The sequence below is a fragment of the Phycisphaeraceae bacterium genome (genome assembly GCA_019636675.1).
Lineage (GTDB): Bacteria > Planctomycetota > Phycisphaerae > Phycisphaerales > UBA1924 > JAHBXC01.
Map to the genome: position 1 here is coordinate 548,013 of JAHBXC010000002.1, position 18,243 is coordinate 566,255.

Here is an 18,243-nt window from a genome sequence, read left to right on the forward strand (position 1 = left end):
GCGCGGGGGTTTCAGAGGGTGCGCTTGATCTCGACCTTCTTGTAGCATTCCAGGATGTCGCCTTCCTTGATGTCGTCGTAGCCGACGATCTTCATGCCGCACTCCTGGCCCATGCGGACTTCCTTGGCGTCGTCCTTGAAGCGCTTGAGCTGTTCGAGCAGGCGGTCGTTCTCGATGACGATGTCGCCTCGGGTGACGCGGATGTAGGCGTTGCGCTCGATGACGCCGTCGGTGACGTAGCAGCCGGCGATGGCGCCGACCTTGGAGACCTTGAACACCTGGCGGACCTCGGCGTGTCCCAGGATCTCCTGGCGCAGCTCGGGCTCGAGCAGGCCCTCGGCCATGCCCTTGATGTCGTCGACGATGTCGTAGATGACCTGGTAGGTGCGGATGCCGACCTTCTTGTCTTCCGCCAGGCGGCGCGCCTTGGCGGAGGGGATGACGTTGAAGCCGACGATGATCGCGCCCGACGCCTCGGCGAGGATGACGTCCGAGTCGTTGATGCCACCCACGGCGGCGTGGAGGACGCGGACCTTGATGTTCTCGCCCGAGACGCTCTGCACGCTCTCCTTGAGCACGTCGACCGAGCCCTGCACGTCGGCCTTGATGACGACGAGGAGTTCCTTGCGCTCGCCGTCCTTGAGCTGGGTGAGGATCGAGTCGAGGGTCGCCTTGGGAGTGGCGAGCTCGCGCTCGCGCTCGCGGTGACGGCGCTGCTCGGCGGCCTGCTGCGCCTGCTTGAGCGAATCGACGACGTAGAACTTGTCGCCGGCGTTGGGGAGCTCGTCGAGGCCGGAGAGCTGGACAGCGGAGGAGGGGATCGCCGACTTGGCGCGGTTGCCGCGGTCGTCGGTGATGTCGCGCACGCGTCCGAAGGCGCGCCCGGCGACGATGAAGTCTCCGACGCAGAGTTCGCCGTTCTGAACGAGAACGCTGGCGGTCGCGCCGCGACCCTCTTCCATGCGAGACTCGATGACGGTGCCTCGCGCCGGGCCCTTGAAGTCGGCCTTGAGGTCGAGGAGCTGGGACTGGTAGTCGAGGACCTCGAGGAGGTCCTGGATGCCGGTCCCCTTGGTGGCGGAGGTGCGCACGACCTCGGTGTCGCCGCCCCACTCGGTGGGGTTGAGCCCGCGCTCGGCGAGCTGGCCGAAGATGCGCTGGATGTTGTTGTCGGTCGCCTCGGGCTTGTCGATCTTGTTGAGGGCGACGACGATGGGCACGCCGGCGGCCTTGGCGTGGTTGATGGACTCGATGGTCTGGGGCATGACGCCGTCGTCGGCTGCGACGACGAGCACGACCACATCGGTCATGTTGGCGCCGCGCGAGCGCATCGCGGTGAACGCCTCGTGGCCCGGGGTGTCGAGGAAGGTGACGAACTTCTCGTCGTCGCCGACCCTGACGGGGACGCGGAACGCGCTGGTGGCCTGGGTGATGCCGCCGGCTTCGCCCGAGGCGACATTGGCGTTGCGGATCTTGTCGAGCAGCGAGGTTTTGCCGTGGTCGACGTGGCCCAGGATGGTGACGACGGTGGAGCGCGGTCGCTCGTCGATGGTCTCGCGGTCGGAGAACTGCTCGGAGACGACTTCTTCCGCGGACTTGGACTCGACGACGTCGAGCTCGATGTCGTATTCGATCATGATCTCCTGGGCCTTCTCGGGCTCGATGCCCGAGTTGACGGTCGCCATGACGCCCTGCATGAAGAGCTGCTTGACGATGTCGGAGGCCTTGACGCCGGTGGCGGCGGAGAGGTCCTTGATGGTGAACGGGGCGGCGATGCGCACGGCGCCGCCGGTCTGGGCGGCGGTGGTGGCGCGCTCGCCCCCGGGGCCCTTGGTCGCGTCGCGCCGGCGCTGGCGGAGGAACCCGCCTGCGCGAGAGAGGCGCTCTTCGCGTTCGATGAGGTCGGCCTGGCGCCAGCCGCCCTCGCCGCGCTTGCCGCCGGCGCCGGGGGCTGCCGGCGCGCCGCCTGGCGCACCGCCGGGTCCGCCGGGGCCTCGGCGCTTGTTGCGCCGGGAAGCGTCGTCCTCGCCGGCGCGAACGCCGGAGCCGCCGCGCGGGCCGCGGGCGCTGGGGATGGAGGGGCCGCCCTGCCCGCCGCCGCCGGGGCCGCGTCGGGGTCCGGGCACATCGACGACCTCGGCGGCCTCGACGCGCACGATCTTGGGGCCGGAGAGTTTGGCCGGGGTCTTGATCTCGAGCTTCTGGCCGACTGGCTTCACGGACTTGGGACGGTCGGGGACGTTCATCCGCACGGCGGCGTCGCCGCCGGAGTCACGCTCGCCGGTGCGCGGGCGCGAGGGGGCGCCGGGGGCGCCGGGGGCAGGGGCGCTTGCGGCACGCGCTGGCGCGCTCGGTTCGGTCTGCTGCGACGGCGGCGCGACGATGGACGGGGCCTTGGGCGCGGCCGGGGCCTGGGCCGGGGGCGCCACGGTGTGCGCAGCGGGCGCGACCGGCTGCGCGGGGGTCGGGGTAGCGGTCGGCGCCGGGGGGGCGTCGGCGTGGTGCGTCGGGGTCGCGCGTGCCGTCGGCGCGGGCTCGCGGGCCGGGGCGTCCTCAGCCGGGCGCGCCGGCGGCGCGGCGGCGGGCTGGGGCGTGGGTGTCGGGACTGCCGACGGCGCGGCGGGCGCCTGCGTGCGCGACGGGATGGCAGGGGGCGCAGCGGGCGCTGGGGTCGCCGGGGGTGGCGGCTCGAGGGTCGTGACGCTCGACTGCGACGAGGCGTCGTCGGCGCCGGCGTCGGACTTCTTCGCGGCCTTCTTGCGCGCCTTGGATGGGGCGCGCAGGTGGTCGACATCGACCCTGGCCGCGGTTTCGACGGCGGTGCCGCCTTCGCCCACGGTGAACCATTCGCGGATGGTGGCTTCCTGGCCCGCGGTGATGCTCGACATGTGGTTCTGAAGACCGGGCATGCCCTCGGCGGTGCATTTTTCGATAATGACCTTCGAGGGGATTTCCAGTTCTTTCGCGAGCTCGTAAACGCGCTTGGCCAAAGGTGTCTCCGCGGTGACTCGGTCGTCGTGCTGCTGTCGTGTCGTGAACGGGTGAAACGGCGTGATCGTCGTGGGACGACCTCGCTCAGGCGTTGGACTGTTCGGTTCTGCCGGCGTCGCTCTCGGAGGGCGCGTCGCCCAGGAGGTCGCCCAGGATGGCGGCGGCGCGCGCGTCGGCCTCGGGGTCGACCGGGGCGCTGGGGTCGAACTCGCCCAGCAGGCGGCGGGCGGCCGCCTCCTCTTCCTGCTTGCGAGCGTCGGCTTCGGCGCGGTCCTTCTCCTGCTGCTCGGCGACGACCTTCGCGCGCTCGCTGGCGATGGTGACCATCGTGTTCGCGAGGGTCTCGTCGATCGTCAGCTCTTCCATCAGGACGCTCGCGCCGACCTCCTCGATGTCGAACACGCTGACCATGCCCATCGCGGCCAGCTTGTCGAGCATCTCTTCCGTGACGCCCTCGATGGCGCTGAGGGTCTCGGCCATGATCTCCAGGCCCTTGTCGAACTCGCCGGGGGTCAGGATGTCGATGTCCCAGCCGGTCAGGCGGGCGGCGAGGCGGACGTTCTGCCCGCGCTTGCCGATCGCCAGCGAGAGCTGGTCGTCGGGGACGACCACGGTGGCGCGCCCCAGTTCGAAGCACAGCGAGACCTCGGAGACGATCGCCGGCTTGAGCGCGTTCTGGATGAGGATCGACGACGACTCGTTCCAGCGGACGATGTCGATCTTCTCGCCGTTGAGTTCGTCGACGATGTTCTTGATGCGCGAGCCGCGCACGCCGACGCACGCGCCGACGGCGTCGACCTTGGAGTCGATCGAGGCGACCGCCATCTTCGTGCGATAGCCGGCCTCGCGGGCCATGGCCTTGATCTCGATGATGCGCTCGGCGACCTCGGGGACCTCGACCTCGAACAACTTCTTGATGAAGTCCGGGTGGGCGCGAGAGAGGACGATCTTGACCTGGTTGCCCGACTCGCGGACATCGAGGATGAGGGCGCGGACGCGGTCGCCGGCCTGGAACTGCTCGCCCGGGATCTGCTCGGAGCGGGGCATGAAGGCCTCGGCGCGGTCGAGCGCAACGACCAGGGCGCCGCCCTCGTAGCGCTGCACGGCGCCGATGGCGATCTCGTTGACGCGCCCGGAGAACTCTTCGTAGAGCGAGTTCTTCTCGTCCTCGCGGAAGCGCTGGATCATGACCTGCTTGAAGGTCTGGGCGGCGATGCGCCCGAGCGCCTCGGGGGCGATGGTCAGGGGCTCGCCGTGGCGGGTCATCTCCATCGCGCCGGTGAGGCGGTCGATGGTGCAGGTGAACTCCTCGGCGTCGAGGGAGTTGTAGTGCTTGCGGGCCGCGGTCACCATCGCGACTTCGAGATCCTGGATCAACGCCTCGCGATCGATCTTGCGATCGCGGGCGATGGAGTCGAGGACGCGGAGCATTTCCTGGGTGTTCATAAGGTTCAGATCTCTGGGTCGGCGGGCTGCTGGTTGTCGGGTTGTCTGGATGGACGGGCAGGGGAGGAAAAGACGAAGACCACGGGCGTGTTCGACGCGCGTGGTCCGCAGGGGCGCTCGCGGGCGGAGGGGGACGGGTGTCCCGCCGACGAGCCGGGCCAAGCTCGGAGGGCTTGGTCAGACCATCGGCGTCCTCCGGGTCGCGACGAGCGCGAGCGCGGCCGGGCCGGGGCGTCGAACCTCGGCTGGATTACCACGCATCGTTGCGGACCATGCGCATCGTGCACCTCGAACAAAGGACACCCCTGCCGGAGACGCCGGGAGGGGGAAAATCGGATCAGGAAAGAGTAGCCGGACCGGAGGGGGGGTTCAAACGGGGCAGGATGCCCGCCCGCCGTCCCCCGTGGGACCGCGTCGAGGGTCCCGGGGAGGCGCTCGCGGGCGCATCATGGGAAGGAATAGGGGGTTCCGTTCGGGGTAGGGTGTGGTACAAAGGCAGCGATGAGGCTGACCATCGCCAAACCAGCATCCCGCCGGCGCGCCGGCTAGCAATCCTCAAGGGAAGCTTCTGATGCCTCGTGAGTCCGGGTCGAAGTTGATCGCGGCTACTGCGATTGTGCTTTCGAGCGTCCTTGGGCCATTCGCTGTGTCCATGTTTTGCTGGCTACATATCCTCCCAAAAACCGATCGTCTCTGTGTTATTGTTGCGGGGAGAGCATGGGGCACGCTCGTCTGGTCGATCCTCGCGGCGCCCGTCGGTGTGGGGATGGCATTCTTCTTCCTTGTGGTCCTGCGGTTGCAGGGACTCGATGCGGTGGTTGCATTGATTCTGTCCATGCAACTTCCACTCATCGTTCATTTTTGGTTACACATCGCGCTGCTCGCAGAGTTAATCCGAACTGGCACTCTGCGACTGAATGGGATGGCAACTCCGGCGGTCATTGCTCACGCCGGTCGGGCTACGGTCGTTGGGTGGGAGGACGCCGCTGCGAGTGTGATCGAACCAGAAGGAACTCATCCATGACCGATTCGTACGAGGTGATCGATGCGGGGTCATCACAAGCCACTTGGCTCGCGGGATTATGTTGGATCACGACAACCGAGGACTCGGTTGCCTGGGGCCCTCCCGCTCGCCCGTGGCGGGCGCTGGCAATCACCGCCGTCGGGCCGCTCGCGTTTCTGAGCCTTCTGGCGATAGGTGTTGGATGGTTTGCGAAGAGCACCGGCGCCTTCGATGTCATGCATGTGGTGGCTACCGCTATCGTGGTCATCATTTTCTGTTTTTTTATCGCGGTGATCCGTGCCGTTGTGGCAAGAAACGCACCGGTGATTGTGTGGGCGTCTCGAACCAAGCCCGAGATCCGAGTTCACGGTCAGGAGTATCTCGGAATGATTCGAGATGCATCCGCATTCATTTCGGTGACTTACTGGATTGAAGGGGGAGCCCAGAAGATTAGGCGTCAGCCAATTCTGCTTCGACTCTCGCTGGAACACTTTGATAATGGTGTGCCTCTGTACATCGTACTTGTTGACAATGCGTGGCCTGGTGCGGCTCGAAAGCTGGCGCGCGAAATCGGTGTCGGCTACATGTCGGTGCGTGTAGGCCCGGCGCCGTCGCAGCGAGAAGCGATTCGTCGTGCAATTGAAAGGGTAGAGGCGAGATTCGGGGCTCTGGCGGGACCCTCGATACTGGCAACGCAAGCAAGCGAGTGACATGCAGATCAAGAATCTGACAATCCTGATCAGAGAAGATGCGATCCCTGCAGGGATGACTGTGGTATTCGCCAGCGTAGTCGGCCTTGCCCTCGCATCCCATATCATGCATGGCGGCAATGCGTTGGTCGCATTCGGAGTGGTGACCGGCTCATTGCTGGGCGCTGTGGCATGGGGATTTCTGCTCTACGCCACGGCGGTTTCTCGCGAATGCAAGAAGCGCGGGGGTGTTGCGGTCCGGATTCCGTTGGTGTCTGGGAGAGCCGGCAAGACGCGGATGCTGAGGTGTTCGGATTGCGGGCATTTGCAAAGATCGCCGGTTCAGCCAGCCGGCCGCTCCGCTGATCCGCACGCCAGGCGGACGACGATGGGTACCTTGTGGGATGCCAGCCGTCGGGATGAATGAGATGTCGATGAGTTGGATCGAAGACGGTTGATGCGGCGCGGACCCGAGTATGCCCAAGCCCGAGGGACGCCCCGACCGCAAGTCCGACCGGCCGCCGGCGCATTGACTGGGGCCCCCCGCGGGCGGATGCTTCGCCGGAGCAACCATGACCACCTTTGAACACCAGTTCGTGGGGCCCGACCGGAACATTCTGGTCATCCGGCTCCCGGAGCGTCTGAACCACATCACGGCGGAGGCCCTGACCGAGGAGGCCCGGCGGCGGCTGCCCAACCGGGAGGACGCCGGCCTGATTCTCGACTGCACGGAGGTGGAGCTGATCACTTCGATCGGGATCGCGTCGCTTTTGCAGGTTTCGGAGCACTGCCGCGACCACCGGGCGCCGCTGGTGCTGGCGAACCTGTCGGAGGCGCTGCGCACGATGCTGGAGATGCTGAAACTGGCGGGCCGGTTCAAGGCGACGGACCATGTCGACGAGGCGGTCGTGATGATCGAGGGGATGCTCTGAGGCCTAACCGAGATCTGGTCAGAGCCGGTCGTCGGGCGTGACGGCGCGGATGACCTTCACGGCGCGCTCGCCCTTGAACTGCCCGATGTTCACGAGGAACTTGGGCTGCTTCTCAATGGAGAGCACGGCGGGCAACGACGCGGGCTTTTCGGTGACGATGATGTCGCCCACGGAGAGCCCGAGCAGGTCGCGCAGGGTGATGGTCGTCTCGGCGAGGACGCCGGTGATCTCGAGGCCGGCGTGGGAGAGCTGGCCGGAGATGCGCTTGGCGTACTGCCGGTTGGTGGCCGCCGAGCCCATGTTGAACCAACTCTGCTTGCTGAGTTCGCCCATGAGTGGCTCGATGACGTTGTAGGGGATGCACAGGTTCATCGTGCCGGCGCGGTTGGTCATCTTGAGTTCGAAGCCGACGACGACGACGACCTCGTTGGGCGGGACGATCTGCACGAGTTGCGGGTTGCTCTCGCTCTCGCCCAGTCGGAACTGGAGGGCCTTGATGCTCGCCCACGATTCGTCGAGCGCTGAGATGGCGCGGCTGAGGATGCGCTGCACCAGGCGTTCCTCGATCGCGGTCATGGCGCGCTGCGGGATGAAGAGTTCCTGGTTCGAGCCGCCCAGCAGACGGTCGATGATGGGGTAGATGATGAGGGGGCTGATCTCGAGGCACATCGCGCCGTCGAGGGGGGAGGCGTAGAGCAGGTTGAACGAGGTGGGGTTGGGCAGGCCCGAGATGAACTCGCCGTAGGTCATCTGCTCGCAGGACGCGACCTTGACCTCGACGATGGTGCGCAGGAAGCCGGAGAGTTGCGCGCCGAAGTTGCGTCCGAACGCCTCGTGGAGGGTCTGGAGCGCGCGCATCTGGTCCTTGCCGACGCGCTCGGGGCGTTTGAAGTCGTAGGGGCGGACCTCCAGTTTCTCGAGGTCGCGGATGGGGCGGCGCGAGAAGATCTGGATGGTCTGCTGCATCTCCTCGACCTCCCCGGTCTCGACGGCGGCGAGGAGCGCATCGATCTCGGATTGGGCGAGGACGTCGGTGGTCATGGGTCGGCGCGGCAGGGGCGCAGGATCAGCGCGTACACACAGGTATCGGGCGTGGGGCGATCGGCGCTTGAGCCCCTGTTGGCCCGGGCGAGGGAACATTCCGGGCGTCCGGGGCACTTATTGTTGCGACGGCAGGGCGCGCCTCGGACGCCCGGCCCAACGACAGGGACCACCGACCCCATGCGAAGCATCGCCCGCCCGTTCTCGATCATGTTCTTCCTCGTCGCGTTGCTGCTTTCTCCCCTGTCGATGGGGCAGGGCAGGGGCGGGGCGTTCGGGGACGACCCCTTCGGCGCGCTGGGAGGCGTCGAGCCGGGTCAGGAGGTGGTGGTCCGCGCTGAGATCTCGAAGCGCCGCGTGGCCGCGGGGGATCAACTCATTGCCGCCGTCGTCCTGCAGCACGCGCCGTCGTGGCACACCTGGCCCAACAAGCCGGTGCTGCCCGAGGCGCTGAAGGGCTTCCCGGCGACGGCGACGCAGGTGCGCGTGCGCGACCTGCCCGACGGCGTGCGTGTTGGGCCCCTGCAGTGGCCCGCGACCTCTCCCGAGGTGGTGAATTACACGGGCGAGGACCTCGAGATCCAGTTCTACAAGGGCGAGGCGGTGATCTTCGTGCCGCTGCTGGTCGACGCCGACGCGTCGATCGGCGAGCGCCGGATCGTGTTTGAGGCCTTCTTTCAGGCGTGCGACGACAGGGTGTGCCTGCCGCCCACGACCGTCGCGGTGACGCTGTCGTTCAGCGTGGTGGCGCTGGAGGAGCGCGAGGGAGACGCCGCGTCGGCGCTGTTCGCGCCGTTCGACCCGCGGGTCTTCGCCGACGCCGGCGCGTGGGGGCGCGAGCCGGTCGCGAGCGCGGAAACCGGCGACATCGAGGCGGCGCCCGGACGCTCGTTTTTCGGCATCCCGATGCCCAGCGCCGACAGCCCCGGGGGCATCGCGGTCATCGTGCTGCTGGCGGCGCTCGGCGGGTTGATCCTGAACCTCACGCCCTGCGTGCTGCCGGTCATCCCGATCAAGGTGATGACCATCAGCCAGCACGGCAAGACGCCCGGCAAGAGTTTCTTCCTCGGGCTGTGGATGGCGATCGGCGTCGTCGCGTTCTGGGTGGGCATCGGCCTGCTCGCGGTGAGCGTGACGAGTTTCGCGGATCCGAGCCGTCTCTTCGGCATTTGGTGGGTGACGCTGGGCATCGGGCTGATCATCGCGGCGATGGGCTTCGGCATCATGGGCGCGTTCCAGATCAATCTGCCCCAGAGCGTGTACGCGGTGAACCCCAAGGCGGACAGCGCGTGGGGCTCGTTCGTGTTCGGGGTGATGACCGGCGTGCTGGGCCTGCCCTGCTTCGGGTTCGTGGCGGGCGCGCTGCTGGCGGGCGTGGCGACGCAGCCGGCGCTGGTGTCGCTGGCGATCTTCGCCGGCATCGGCGCGGGGATGGCGGCGCCCTACCTCATCCTGTCGATGAACCCGAAGTGGCTGAGCAAGGTGCCGCGCACCGGACCCGCGAGCGAACTGGTCAAGCAGGTGATGGGCCTGCTGATGATCGCGGCGGCGGCGTACTTCGTCGGGTCCGGCCTGATCGCGCTCGTGAACGAGCGGCCCTATCTGGGCAAGCAGCTCCACTGGTGGGCGATCGCGATCTTCGCGAGCGCCGCCGGGGTGTGGCTGATCGTGCGCACGATCCAGATCACGAAGAAGCCGGCGCGCCGTCTGGTTTTCGGCGCGATCGGGCTGGCGCTGGGCGGGCTGGCGACGCTGGTGGCGCTGGATTTCACGGCGAACGCGCGCGAGCGGTATGAGATCGACGCTGCGGCCAGGGCGGCGGCGGAGGGGACCGGCGAGATCGTCACCGGGACGTGGATCAGCTTCTCCGAGCCGATGCTCCAGCGGGCGCTCGACGAGGGGTATGTCGTCGTGCTCGACTTCACCGCCGAGTGGTGCCTGAACTGCAAGGCGCTCAAGGCGGCGGTGCTCGATCGCGACCCGGTGCGCTCGGCGCTGCGCGAGAAGGGCGTGGTCACGATGACGGTCGACCTGACCAGCACCTCGGCGCCCGGGTGGGACAAACTGCGATCGCTGGGGCAGACGGGCATCCCGACGCTGGCGGTCTACGGGCCGGGGCTGGAGAACGGGCCGGTGATCTCGAACGTGTACACCTCGCAGCAGGTGCTGGGGTGGCTGGCGAGGGCCCGCGGCGAGACCCCCGGCGAAACCCCCGAGGGCGTCGCGAAGGCGGAATGAGTCTCCGGCGGTGGGTCAAACGCCTTGCCGGGCCGGGGAGGGGGCCTACACTCCGCGGCTTCGTCGGGCCTGTCGGGCCCCGGCGCTGTGCCTTCGGGCGCGTTGACAGCACTTTCTCACCCCGTCCCGACCAGGGAGTTCGCTCGCATGGTTCGCATCCGTCTCAGCCGTCTCGGTCGTCACAAGCGTCCCTTCTACCGCATCCACGCGGTTGATCAGCGCAAGCAGCGCGACGGGGCGTTCATCGAGAACCTCGGCTGGTACAACCCCATCGAGCAGGACCCCGAGAAGCGCCTGAGCGTCAAGGGCGACCGCGTTCAGTACTGGCTGAGCATGGGCGCCACGGCGTCGGACACCTGCAACGACCTGTTCGCGAAGCTCAACCTGATCGACGCCGACGCGTGGAAGGCCGAGCGCCAGAAGCGCATCAAGCGCAAGGTCGAGAAGATGCAGGCCGACGCCGCGAAGGCGGCCGAGGGCGAGAAGGCCGCGGGCTGATCCCGGCGCTTCGGCGCGGGATCGGAGACGCCCATGGCCGCGCTCCGCATCGATATTCTCACGCTCTTTCCCGAGGTTTTCGAGCCGGTTCTCGGCGCGAGCATCACGGGTCGCGCGCGCGCCGCCGGCGTGGTGGAGTGGCGCGCCACCAACATCCGCGATTTCGCGGACAACAAGCACAAGAAGGTCGACGACCGGCCCTTCGGGGGCGGGCCGGGCATGGTGATGATGTGCCAGCCACTCTTCGACGCCGTGCGCGCCGTCGAGGCCGAGGACCCCCGTCCCGCGACGCGCATCCTGCTCACCCCGCAGGGCGCGCCCCTGACGCAGGCGCTGGTCGAGGAGCTTGCGAGGCGTGAGCGGCTGTTGCTGATCGCGGGCCACTACGAGGGCATCGACGAGCGCGTGATCGAGGAGCTGGCGCCGCTGGAGGTGAGCGTGGGCGACTTTGTGCTGAGCGGGGGCGAGATCCCTGCGCTGGCGCTGATCGACGCGGTGGTCCGCCTGCTGCCCGGCGCGCTGGGGCACGACCAGTCGGCGGCGGAGGACTCGTTCATGCCCACCGGCCCGGGTGGCCAGCGCCTGCTCGACTGCCCCCATTACACCCGCCCGCGCGAGTGGAACGGGCGGGCGGTCCCGGAGGTCCTGATGTCGGGGGACCACGGGAAGGTCGACCGCTGGCGCCTGGAGCAGAAGCTCGAGCGGACGCGTTCGCGGCGTCCGGACCTCCTCGAGGAGCCCTCCAAACCGGCTCCCGGGGCTGGACAAGGCCCCTGAGGGGGCAACAATCACCGCTCCGCGGGACTCCGTGGGCAAGGGCGCCTACCCTTGCCGCTTGACCGAACTTTCGCATCGACCCGCCCCGGCGTGAGCCGCGGCGTTGTTTCCCTTGGACGCCGACCCCATGAGCAACCAGCAGGCCCTTCTCGAGAGCGTTGTCGCCGATCAGCTGAAGAACGATGTTCCTCGCATGGACATCGGCGACACGATCAACGTGCACTGCCGCATCGTGGAAGGCGACAAGGAGCGCACCCAGATCTTCCAGGGCGTGCTGATCGCGCGGAACGGTCGCGGCATCAACGAGACGATCACCGTCCGTCGCATCGTCAACGACCAGGGCGTCGAGCGCGTGTTCCCGCTGAACACCCCGAAGATCTCGAAGTTCGAGATCGTGCGCAAGGGCGACGCCCGTCGCGCCAAGCTGTATTACCTGCGTGAGCGCGTCGGCAAGAGCCGTCGTCTTCGCGACCGTCGTCGCGGCTGGCAGCACATCGAGGCGGGCAGCGCCGGCGTCAACGCGCCGTCGTCGCTCACCGAGAAGAACAAGAAGGCCTGATGCCCACGCGGCGCTCCAGCGCGCTGCGTCGAACCATCGAACTCACCGGCGCGGCGAGCATCATGCTCGCCGCGCTGTCGTGCGCGAGTGAGCCGGCGCGGGTCGTCGAGTCAGCCCCCGCGAAGCCGACGGGGCCGCGCGAGGTCTTCCCCGGGGTGCGGGTCGACCTCGACGCGAGGGTGGTCGAGTTCGACGGCATCGTGCCGATGGACTGTCATCACCCCGACACGCCGCATATCTACCTCGAGGTCGTGGCGTGCATCCCCGACACGCGCGAGCACGAGTCGCTGGTGATGACGCGCGCGCTGCCCTCGCACGTGCACGCGGCGCTGCTGATGATCGGCGCGCAGCCCGGCGCGCCGGGGGAGTGGCGATGGGAGCAGGGCGCGCCGGTGTATGAGCCGCCGGTCGGCGACCCGGTGCGGGTCTCGTTCAGGACCGAGCGCGACGGATCGGTCGTCGAGCACGCGGCGCACGAGTGGATCGTCGACGTGCGTACGGGCGAGCAGGCGCCCGATCGCCCGTGGGTGTTCGCCGGGTCGCGGTTCGTGCTTCGCCAGGGCTGGCAGGGCTACGAGTCGGATCGCGCCGGGAACCTGATCGGGCTGGCGACCTTCGGCAACGAGACGATCGCGTGGACCGAGGTGTTCAGCCCCGAGGCGTCGATCGACGAGCCGGCGTGGATAGCGAACACGGCGCTGGTGCCGCGATTCGGCGAGAAGGTGACGGTCGTGCTGCGTCTGGCGCCAGACGCGCCGGCGCGATGATCGCGCGTCACCCGAGGGGGAGTTCCGAGATCGTGGGAGGGCTGCGGAAGGGGATGGGCGTTCCCTTGTCGTCGACGGCGACCAGCGTGACTGTCGCGGTGGTGACCGACGCGGTTTCGCCGGTGAGGTAGCGCTCGGCCTCGACCTCGACGCGCACCGTGACGCTCTTGGTGCCGAGGCGCGTGGTGCAGGTGTAGAGGGAGACGATGTCGCCGGTGTGCACGGGCGCCCGGAAGTCGACGCGATCGACCGACGCGGTGACCCAGCGGTGCACGCCGTGGCGCCGGGCCTCGACGAAGCCGGCCTGGTCGATGTAACTGAGGATGACGCCCCCGAAGATCGTGCCGTAGATGTTGGTTTCTCGCGGCATGGTGACGACGCGCAGCGCGAGGCGTCGTTCGTTGCTCTCGATGGGTGGGGTGGTCATCGTCGGATGGTAGGGGGGCGGGTCAGTCGCGCTGCGACGCGACGAGGGCCGCGACGATGACGCCCGAGAGGATGAGGAGCAGGGCGGCGTGCGGCGCGGCGCGCGAGACGACCGCCTCGTTGAGCGAATCGAACAGCTCGAAGGCGAGCGTGTCGAACCCGGTGGGGCGCAGGATGAGCGTGATGGGGAGTTCCTTGATGACCGTGAGGAAGGTCAGGGCCGATCCGGCGATGATGCCCGGGGCGAGCGCCGGGACGCCCACGCGGACCCACGCGCGGAAGTAGGGGGCTCCGAGCGACCTCGCCGCGTCGAGACGCTCGCATGGCAGGCGTTTGCCGGCGGCCATCACGGGCCCGAGCGATTCCGCGAGGCAGCGCGCCAAGTAGCCCAGGAGCAGGAGTGGGATCGTCTGGTAGAGCGGGATCCAGGCGGGAGCGCCCAGCCCGATGCGCACGAAGGCGTAGCCGATCACGACGCCCGGCAGGCCGTAGCCGATGAGCGCCACTGCCGAGAGTCTCGTGTGGCTGGCGCTGGCTCGCGAGCGGATGCGATGCCTGCACGCGAGCATCACGAAGGGGATCGACAGGGCGGCGGCGAGGACCGTCGTCGCCGCGGCGGCGAAGAGCGAGCGCCGGGCCGCGGGCAGCGCGTCGCGGAACGCGCCGACAAGCCCGGCGTCGTGCGAGGTCGCGGACGCGCCAAGCCACGTCCAGACGGTGTACGCCGGCAATCCGACCGAGGCGACGAGCGTCGCGAGGCACAGCGCCAGCCCGAACGACGACGCGACGGGACGCGACGGTTTCTCGGAGTGCGTCTCGATGTGCGCGTGCGCGTCGCTGCTCCAGCGCGACGAGCGGATCCGCCCGATGCCGGCGATGCACGCGAGACTCAGCGCGCACAGCAGGGCCGACAGGGCGGCCACGCCGGTCTGGTTGAAGCCGGAGCGTCTGCTCTCGATCGCTGTGGTCAGCACCTGCAGGTTCACGATCGCCGGCGCGCCGTAGTCTGAGAGCGCGTAGAGCGCCACCAGCAACGAGGTCCACTCGAGCGTCGGGGTGATCTGGGGGAGCGCGCCCTTGCGGAACGCCTGCCACGGGCCGCAGCCGAGGTTGCGCGCCGCGAATTCGAGGTCGCGGCTGGCGCGCCGGATCGTCGTCTCGAGCGGGAGCAGCGCAAGCGGGTAGGTGACGAGCGTGAGCGCGACCCACGCGCCCCAGAAGCCGTGCAGCCCGAACGCGCGCTCGTAGTTCTCGGCCAGGAGAAAGCTCGGGACCGCGAGCGGCAGGGAGAGCGCCACCAGCCACAGGCGCCCGCCCGGGAGCCCGACGCGCGCGACGACCCACGCCAGCGTCACCGCCAGCGTCAGCGAGGAGACGGTCACGCTCGCCGCCAGCGCGACCGTCGTCGCCGTCAGGCGCCAGACCTGCGACGAGGCCAGCGTCTCGAACGCGCGCGGGATGTCGGCGAGCACCGCGCCGACGATATAGATGAGGGGCGACGCCGTGGAGAGGAGCGCCAGCACCGCGATCGCGGTGAGCGCGATCTTCCACTGCGGCGGCGTGCAGAGCTCTCGACCGGCGCGCGTAGGACGGACCACGCGCAGTGAGAGCGCGTCGGGCTTGCGATCGACGACGAGGTCGGTCGGCTTACGGGAGGACGCCGGCGGATCGGAGGAGTTCAAGCGTGCCCTGACGATCGTTGAGGGAACCGAGGTCGAGGGTAGCCGCGGCGCCCTCCAAAGGCGTCACGACAGCCGGGTCAACATTCCCGGCGAGCGGGAACTCCCCGGTCTGTTCCGCGAAGTAGCGCTGGGCCTCGTCGCTGAGGAGGAACTCGACGAAGCGCTGGGCCGACGCGGCGTTCCGGCTGGACTTCAGGATCCCGACCCCGGCCACGCTCATAAGCCCGCCCAGGTCGCCAGAGAGCAGGTGGTTCTCGACCGGGATGTCCGGGCGGTCTTTGCGCATCGCGACGAGGTAGTAATGGTTCACCAGCCCGGCGTCGATCTGGCCGTCGGCGATCGCCTGGATGATCGGGCGGTTGGAGGGGTAATCGCGCGCGCCGTTGGCCTTCATGTCGACGAGCCACTTGCGGGTCGCCTCGTCGCCGTAGACCTTTCGCAGCGCGGTGACGAACAACTGGAACGAGGCGTTGGTGGGCGCCCAGCCGATGCGGCCCTTCCACTCGGGCGATGTCAGGTCGAAGATCGTCGAGGGCAGGGCGTCCCGCTCGACGCGCCGGGTGGAGTAGGCCACCACGCGCGCCCGCCCGGACACGCCGACCCACGCGTCCTTGGGAGATCGGGACCCTGCCTGGACCCTCTCAAGCGTTGCGGCGGGCAGCGCCGCGAGCAGCCCGGCGCTCTCGACGGCGCCCAGAGCGCCGGGGTCCTGCGCGAAGAAGACATCCGCCGGAGAGCGTCGCCCTTCCTGGAGGATCAGGTTGGCCAGATCGGTCGTATCGGCGTACCGGACCTCGGCGCGGATCCCGGTGCGTTCCTCGAAGGTCTTCAGAAGGGGCTCCACGAGCGTCTTGCCGCGCCCGCAGTAGACCGTGATCGTCGCCGGGGCGTCCGACGCCAGCGCGCGTGACGCCGACGCCGGCTCGGACAGGAACGACAGGGGCAGGAGCAGGGTAAGAATGACGGACCAGAAAATGGCCAAACGGACGCGCATCGGCGGCTCCGGGGAAAGGCGTGCTTGTTGAGAATGAGTATCAACCGCAATCAGCCGTGGCAAGCAACCGGCGCCGTCTTGGCGCTGATTCTGGCGATCCTCGCCGCCCCGGGGGGGTGTGCCACCGAGGAGCGTGTCGTGAGCACGCGTGGCAGTCTGCTCGGGGGCCAGCCGGGCGCGACCGGGGGGCGCGAGGCCCGGGGCGACCGGATGACGCCCGACGAGCGGCGCGCGAAGGCGGTCGAACAGGCCAGCAACCCGATGGGCTACAAGGTCCCGGACGACTACGACCCGATGACCCTGCGCTACCGGGTGCGCGACGAGGGTGAGCGGATCGTGTCGCGCAACCCGCGCGAGCTGTTCTTCCATCTGCGCCGCGCGATGGTGGACCAGGACCGCGAGATCCTGCTCGGGCAGATCCTCAGCGGGCAGACGATCGCGACCTATCAGGAGCTTGGTCGCGACCCGGGAGAGGCCGCCGATTTCCTGCTCGCCAACCGCGTCGAGATCGTGCGCATGCTGCAGGTATTCCCGATGGGGGAGATGACGCCGGGCTTCTACCCCAAGCCGATCGGGCGGAACAGCTTCCGGCTCGAGGCGCCCCCGGGTTTCGCGAACCCGCCGCTGAAGTTCCGGCGGATCGACTACGTGTTCGAGCGCGACGCGTGCCGCCTCCTGCTCATCCACTGAGCGAACGCCATGGCAGACGACAGGACCATCGCCCAGCGGAGCGAGACGATGCGGCGCGTGCGCTCGCGCGACACGTCCTGCGAGCGCGCGCTGCGATCGGCGATCCACGCGAGCGGGCTGCGCTTCCGCCTGCGCTCCAACCTGCCCGGCAGGCCCGACATCGTGTTCCCGTCTGCGCGCGTCGCGGTGTTCGTCGACGGGTGCTTCTGGCACGCGTGCCCGCTTCATTGCCGCCTCCCGGCGACCAACCGCGCGTACTGGGAGGCCAAGATCGCGCGCAACGCGGCGCGAGACGCGCGCACCGCGGCGGTTCTCCGCCAACTCGGCTGGCGCGTGGTGCGCGTCTGGGAGCACGAGGTCGTCGCGTCGCCGACGAAGGCCGCAAAACGGATCGCGCGAGTCGTTATCTCGCGTCGCGCCGCGCACAGAGCGCGATGATTCCCCGAGAAAGGGTTGTGAAACTCTGCTCGGCGCGGTACGGTGAAGCCAGAGGAACCCCGCCCATCAGGCGGGGATGGAAGAACCACGAACAGGAGGTTTCGCAATGTCGATCCGTCATGCTCTTTTCGCCGCGTCCGCGGCTGGTGTTGTCGCGTCTGCGACGCTCGCCGGTCCGGGCGGCTTCCTCGTCGTTCCCGACTGGACCGCGGACCGCGTCGTGGCCCTCAACCCCTTTGACGGCTCGGTGATCAACGCCAATCTGATCTCGGGCGCAGGCACGCTCCTCTCCCCCAAGAGCGCCGTCGACAGCGGTCGCGGGACGATCTTCGTCTCCGATCAGCTCGCCGACACCATCACCGAGTGGCGCCTCGACGGCGGGTTCGTCGGGACCGTCGTGCAGGGCGGCGCCGCCGGCCAGATCGACAACCTGCGCGGCATGACGGTGCGCGACAACTTCATGTACGTCACCGTCGGCAGCGGGACCTTCGCCGGCTCCGTGCAGCGCTTCGATCTCAACGGCGGCAGCCAGTCGACCTTCGCCACCACCGGCGGCAGCCCCTTCGACATCTTCTTCTACAACGACGAGGCGCTCGTCTCCAACAGCACCACCAACCGCGTCGACCGTTTCGACATGAGCGGCAACCTGCTCGGCTCGTTCAACGCCCCCGGCATGAGCTTCCCCCAGCAGATCCAGGAACGCGCCAACGGCAACCTCATCGTCGCTACCTTCAGCGGCGCGGGCGCTTCGGGCATCTACGAGTTCGACTCCAACTACACGCTCCTCAATTCGTTCCAGCTCGGGCTTGGCCTTCGCGGCGTCTACGAGCTGGGCAACGGCAACCTGCTCTTTACCAACGGCAGCGCGATCTTCACGCTCGACACCGCCACCGGGCAGACCACGCAGGTCCTCAGCGGCGGCAACTTCCAGTACATCCACCTCGTGATCCCCGCACCGGGCGCCGCCGGCGTGCTCGCCCTCGGCGGCCTGGCCGCGGCCCGTCGTCGCCGTCGCTGAACGCCCGAGAACCGGGCTCATCCTCACTCACGCACTCACGCCGGGCGATTTCCC

Annotated in this window: 17 protein-coding genes; 11 read left to right on the forward strand and 6 right to left on the reverse strand. The window is 68.5% G+C overall.

All coding sequences use genetic code 11. The features are described from left to right. Window positions 1-11 precede the first annotated feature (11 nt). Window positions 12-2,990: a translation initiation factor IF-2 gene (infB, locus tag KF684_08945; protein MBX3353050.1), complete on the reverse strand. Its 2,979-nt coding sequence runs from the start codon at window positions 2,988-2,990 to the stop codon at window positions 12-14. 85 nt (window positions 2,991-3,075) lie between these two features. Continuing rightward, entirely contained in the window at window positions 3,076-4,437 is a 1,362-nt protein-coding gene (gene nusA / locus KF684_08950; GenBank protein ID MBX3353051.1) for a transcription termination factor NusA, read from the reverse strand. Window positions 4,438-5,457: 1,020 nt separating this feature from the next. Here nusA and KF684_08955 point away from each other — a divergent pair. The 3 genes from KF684_08955 (at window position 5,458) to KF684_08965 (ending at window position 7,061) form a co-directional block, all read left to right on the forward strand. Continuing rightward, on the forward strand, window positions 5,458-6,150 hold the full coding sequence (locus KF684_08955) for a hypothetical protein (GenBank protein MBX3353052.1): 693 nt from the start codon (window positions 5,458-5,460) through the stop codon (window positions 6,148-6,150). A 1-nt stretch (window position 6,151) separates the two neighbouring features. Further along, the gene (locus tag KF684_08960) at window positions 6,152-6,556 is read left to right on the forward strand and encodes a hypothetical protein (protein MBX3353053.1); all 405 of its coding nucleotides are present in this window, start codon (window positions 6,152-6,154) and stop codon (window positions 6,554-6,556) included. A 145-nt stretch (window positions 6,557-6,701) separates the two neighbouring features. Then, entirely contained in the window at window positions 6,702-7,061 is a 360-nt protein-coding gene (locus tag KF684_08965) for an STAS domain-containing protein (GenBank protein ID MBX3353054.1), read from the forward strand. A gap of 18 nt (window positions 7,062-7,079) precedes the next feature. Here the strand turns inward: KF684_08965 and fliM are convergent, their stop codons facing one another. Then, on the reverse strand, window positions 7,080-8,102 hold the full coding sequence (fliM, locus tag KF684_08970) for a flagellar motor switch protein FliM (GenBank protein ID MBX3353055.1): 1,023 nt from the start codon (window positions 8,100-8,102) through the stop codon (window positions 7,080-7,082). Window positions 8,103-8,282: 180 nt separating this feature from the next. Here fliM and KF684_08975 point away from each other — a divergent pair, with 180 nt between their 5' ends. The 5 genes from KF684_08975 (at window position 8,283) to KF684_08995 (ending at window position 12,941) form a co-directional block, all read left to right on the forward strand. Next, complete coding sequence (locus tag KF684_08975) at window positions 8,283-10,340, forward strand: thioredoxin family protein (GenBank protein MBX3353056.1); 2,058 nt, start codon at window positions 8,283-8,285, stop codon at window positions 10,338-10,340. 147 nt (window positions 10,341-10,487) lie between these two features. Beyond that, window positions 10,488-10,838 carry a 30S ribosomal protein S16 gene (rpsP, locus tag KF684_08980; GenBank protein ID MBX3353057.1) on the forward strand — a complete coding sequence of 117 codons (351 nt, stop codon included), beginning with the start codon at window positions 10,488-10,490 and terminating at the stop codon, window positions 10,836-10,838. A gap of 33 nt (window positions 10,839-10,871) precedes the next feature. Continuing rightward, window positions 10,872-11,615: a tRNA (guanosine(37)-N1)-methyltransferase TrmD gene (gene trmD, locus KF684_08985; protein ID MBX3353058.1), complete on the forward strand. Its 744-nt coding sequence runs from the start codon at window positions 10,872-10,874 to the stop codon at window positions 11,613-11,615. Window positions 11,616-11,742: 127 nt separating this feature from the next. Further along, window positions 11,743-12,174 carry a 50S ribosomal protein L19 gene (rplS, locus tag KF684_08990; GenBank protein ID MBX3353059.1) on the forward strand — a complete coding sequence of 144 codons (432 nt, stop codon included), beginning with the start codon at window positions 11,743-11,745 and terminating at the stop codon, window positions 12,172-12,174. Beyond that, window positions 12,174-12,941 carry a hypothetical protein gene (locus tag KF684_08995; GenBank protein MBX3353060.1) on the forward strand — a complete coding sequence of 256 codons (768 nt, stop codon included), beginning with the start codon at window positions 12,174-12,176 and terminating at the stop codon, window positions 12,939-12,941. The genes rplS and KF684_08995 overlap by 1 nt, the downstream gene beginning before the upstream one ends. A gap of 7 nt (window positions 12,942-12,948) precedes the next feature. On the opposite strand, the gene KF684_09000 is transcribed toward KF684_08995, so the two are convergent. The 3 genes from KF684_09000 to KF684_09010 are packed head-to-tail and all read right to left on the reverse strand — an operon-like array spanning window position 12,949 to window position 16,043. Then, window positions 12,949-13,368: a hypothetical protein gene (locus KF684_09000; protein ID MBX3353061.1), complete on the reverse strand. Its 420-nt coding sequence runs from the start codon at window positions 13,366-13,368 to the stop codon at window positions 12,949-12,951. Between the two features lie 22 nt (window positions 13,369-13,390). Then, window positions 13,391-15,049, reverse strand: coding sequence for an iron ABC transporter permease (locus KF684_09005; protein MBX3353062.1), 1,659 nt, complete (start codon window positions 15,047-15,049; stop codon window positions 13,391-13,393). Then, window positions 15,015-16,043, reverse strand: coding sequence for an iron ABC transporter substrate-binding protein (locus tag KF684_09010; protein MBX3353063.1), 1,029 nt, complete (start codon window positions 16,041-16,043; stop codon window positions 15,015-15,017). Before KF684_09010 ends, KF684_09005 begins: the two co-directional genes overlap by 35 nt. Before the next feature lie 138 nt (window positions 16,044-16,181). On the opposite strand from KF684_09010, the gene KF684_09015 reads away from it, so the two are divergent. The 3 genes from KF684_09015 (at window position 16,182) to KF684_09025 (ending at window position 18,189) form a co-directional block, all read left to right on the forward strand. Continuing rightward, window positions 16,182-16,733, forward strand: coding sequence for a hypothetical protein (locus tag KF684_09015; protein MBX3353064.1), 552 nt, complete (start codon window positions 16,182-16,184; stop codon window positions 16,731-16,733). Between the two features lie 9 nt (window positions 16,734-16,742). Further along, window positions 16,743-17,171 (forward strand): very short patch repair endonuclease, encoded by a 429-nt coding sequence (locus tag KF684_09020; protein MBX3353065.1) that lies wholly within the window; start codon window positions 16,743-16,745, stop codon window positions 17,169-17,171. Between the two features lie 106 nt (window positions 17,172-17,277). After that, entirely contained in the window at window positions 17,278-18,189 is a 912-nt protein-coding gene (locus KF684_09025; protein ID MBX3353066.1) for a hypothetical protein, read from the forward strand. Window positions 18,190-18,243 lie beyond the last annotated feature (54 nt).

Excerpts from the sequence above, each read along its gene's own strand:
- nusA (MBX3353051.1), bottom strand. The coding sequence starts at position 4,437 with ATGAACACCCAGGAAATGCTCCGCGTCCTCGACTCCATCGCCCGCGAT.
- KF684_08955 (MBX3353052.1), top strand. The coding sequence starts at position 5,458 with ATGACCGATTCGTACGAGGTGATCGATGCGGGGTCATCACAAGCCACT.
- KF684_08960 (MBX3353053.1), top strand. The coding sequence starts at position 6,152 with ATGCAGATCAAGAATCTGACAATCCTGATCAGAGAAGATGCGATCCCT.
- KF684_08965 (MBX3353054.1), top strand. The coding sequence starts at position 6,702 with ATGACCACCTTTGAACACCAGTTCGTGGGGCCCGACCGGAACATTCTG.
- fliM (MBX3353055.1), bottom strand. The coding sequence starts at position 8,102 with ATGACCACCGACGTCCTCGCCCAATCCGAGATCGATGCGCTCCTCGCC.
- KF684_08975 (MBX3353056.1), top strand. The coding sequence starts at position 8,283 with ATGCGAAGCATCGCCCGCCCGTTCTCGATCATGTTCTTCCTCGTCGCG.
- rpsP (MBX3353057.1), top strand. The coding sequence starts at position 10,488 with ATGGTTCGCATCCGTCTCAGCCGTCTCGGTCGTCACAAGCGTCCCTTC.
- trmD (MBX3353058.1), top strand. The coding sequence starts at position 10,872 with ATGGCCGCGCTCCGCATCGATATTCTCACGCTCTTTCCCGAGGTTTTC.
- rplS (MBX3353059.1), top strand. The coding sequence starts at position 11,743 with ATGAGCAACCAGCAGGCCCTTCTCGAGAGCGTTGTCGCCGATCAGCTG.
- KF684_08995 (MBX3353060.1), top strand. The coding sequence starts at position 12,174 with ATGCCCACGCGGCGCTCCAGCGCGCTGCGTCGAACCATCGAACTCACC.
- KF684_09000 (MBX3353061.1), bottom strand. The coding sequence starts at position 13,368 with ATGACCACCCCACCCATCGAGAGCAACGAACGACGCCTCGCGCTGCGC.
- KF684_09010 (MBX3353063.1), bottom strand. The coding sequence starts at position 16,043 with ATGCGCGTCCGTTTGGCCATTTTCTGGTCCGTCATTCTTACCCTGCTC.
- KF684_09020 (MBX3353065.1), top strand. The coding sequence starts at position 16,743 with ATGGCAGACGACAGGACCATCGCCCAGCGGAGCGAGACGATGCGGCGC.
- KF684_09025 (MBX3353066.1), top strand. The coding sequence starts at position 17,278 with ATGTCGATCCGTCATGCTCTTTTCGCCGCGTCCGCGGCTGGTGTTGTC.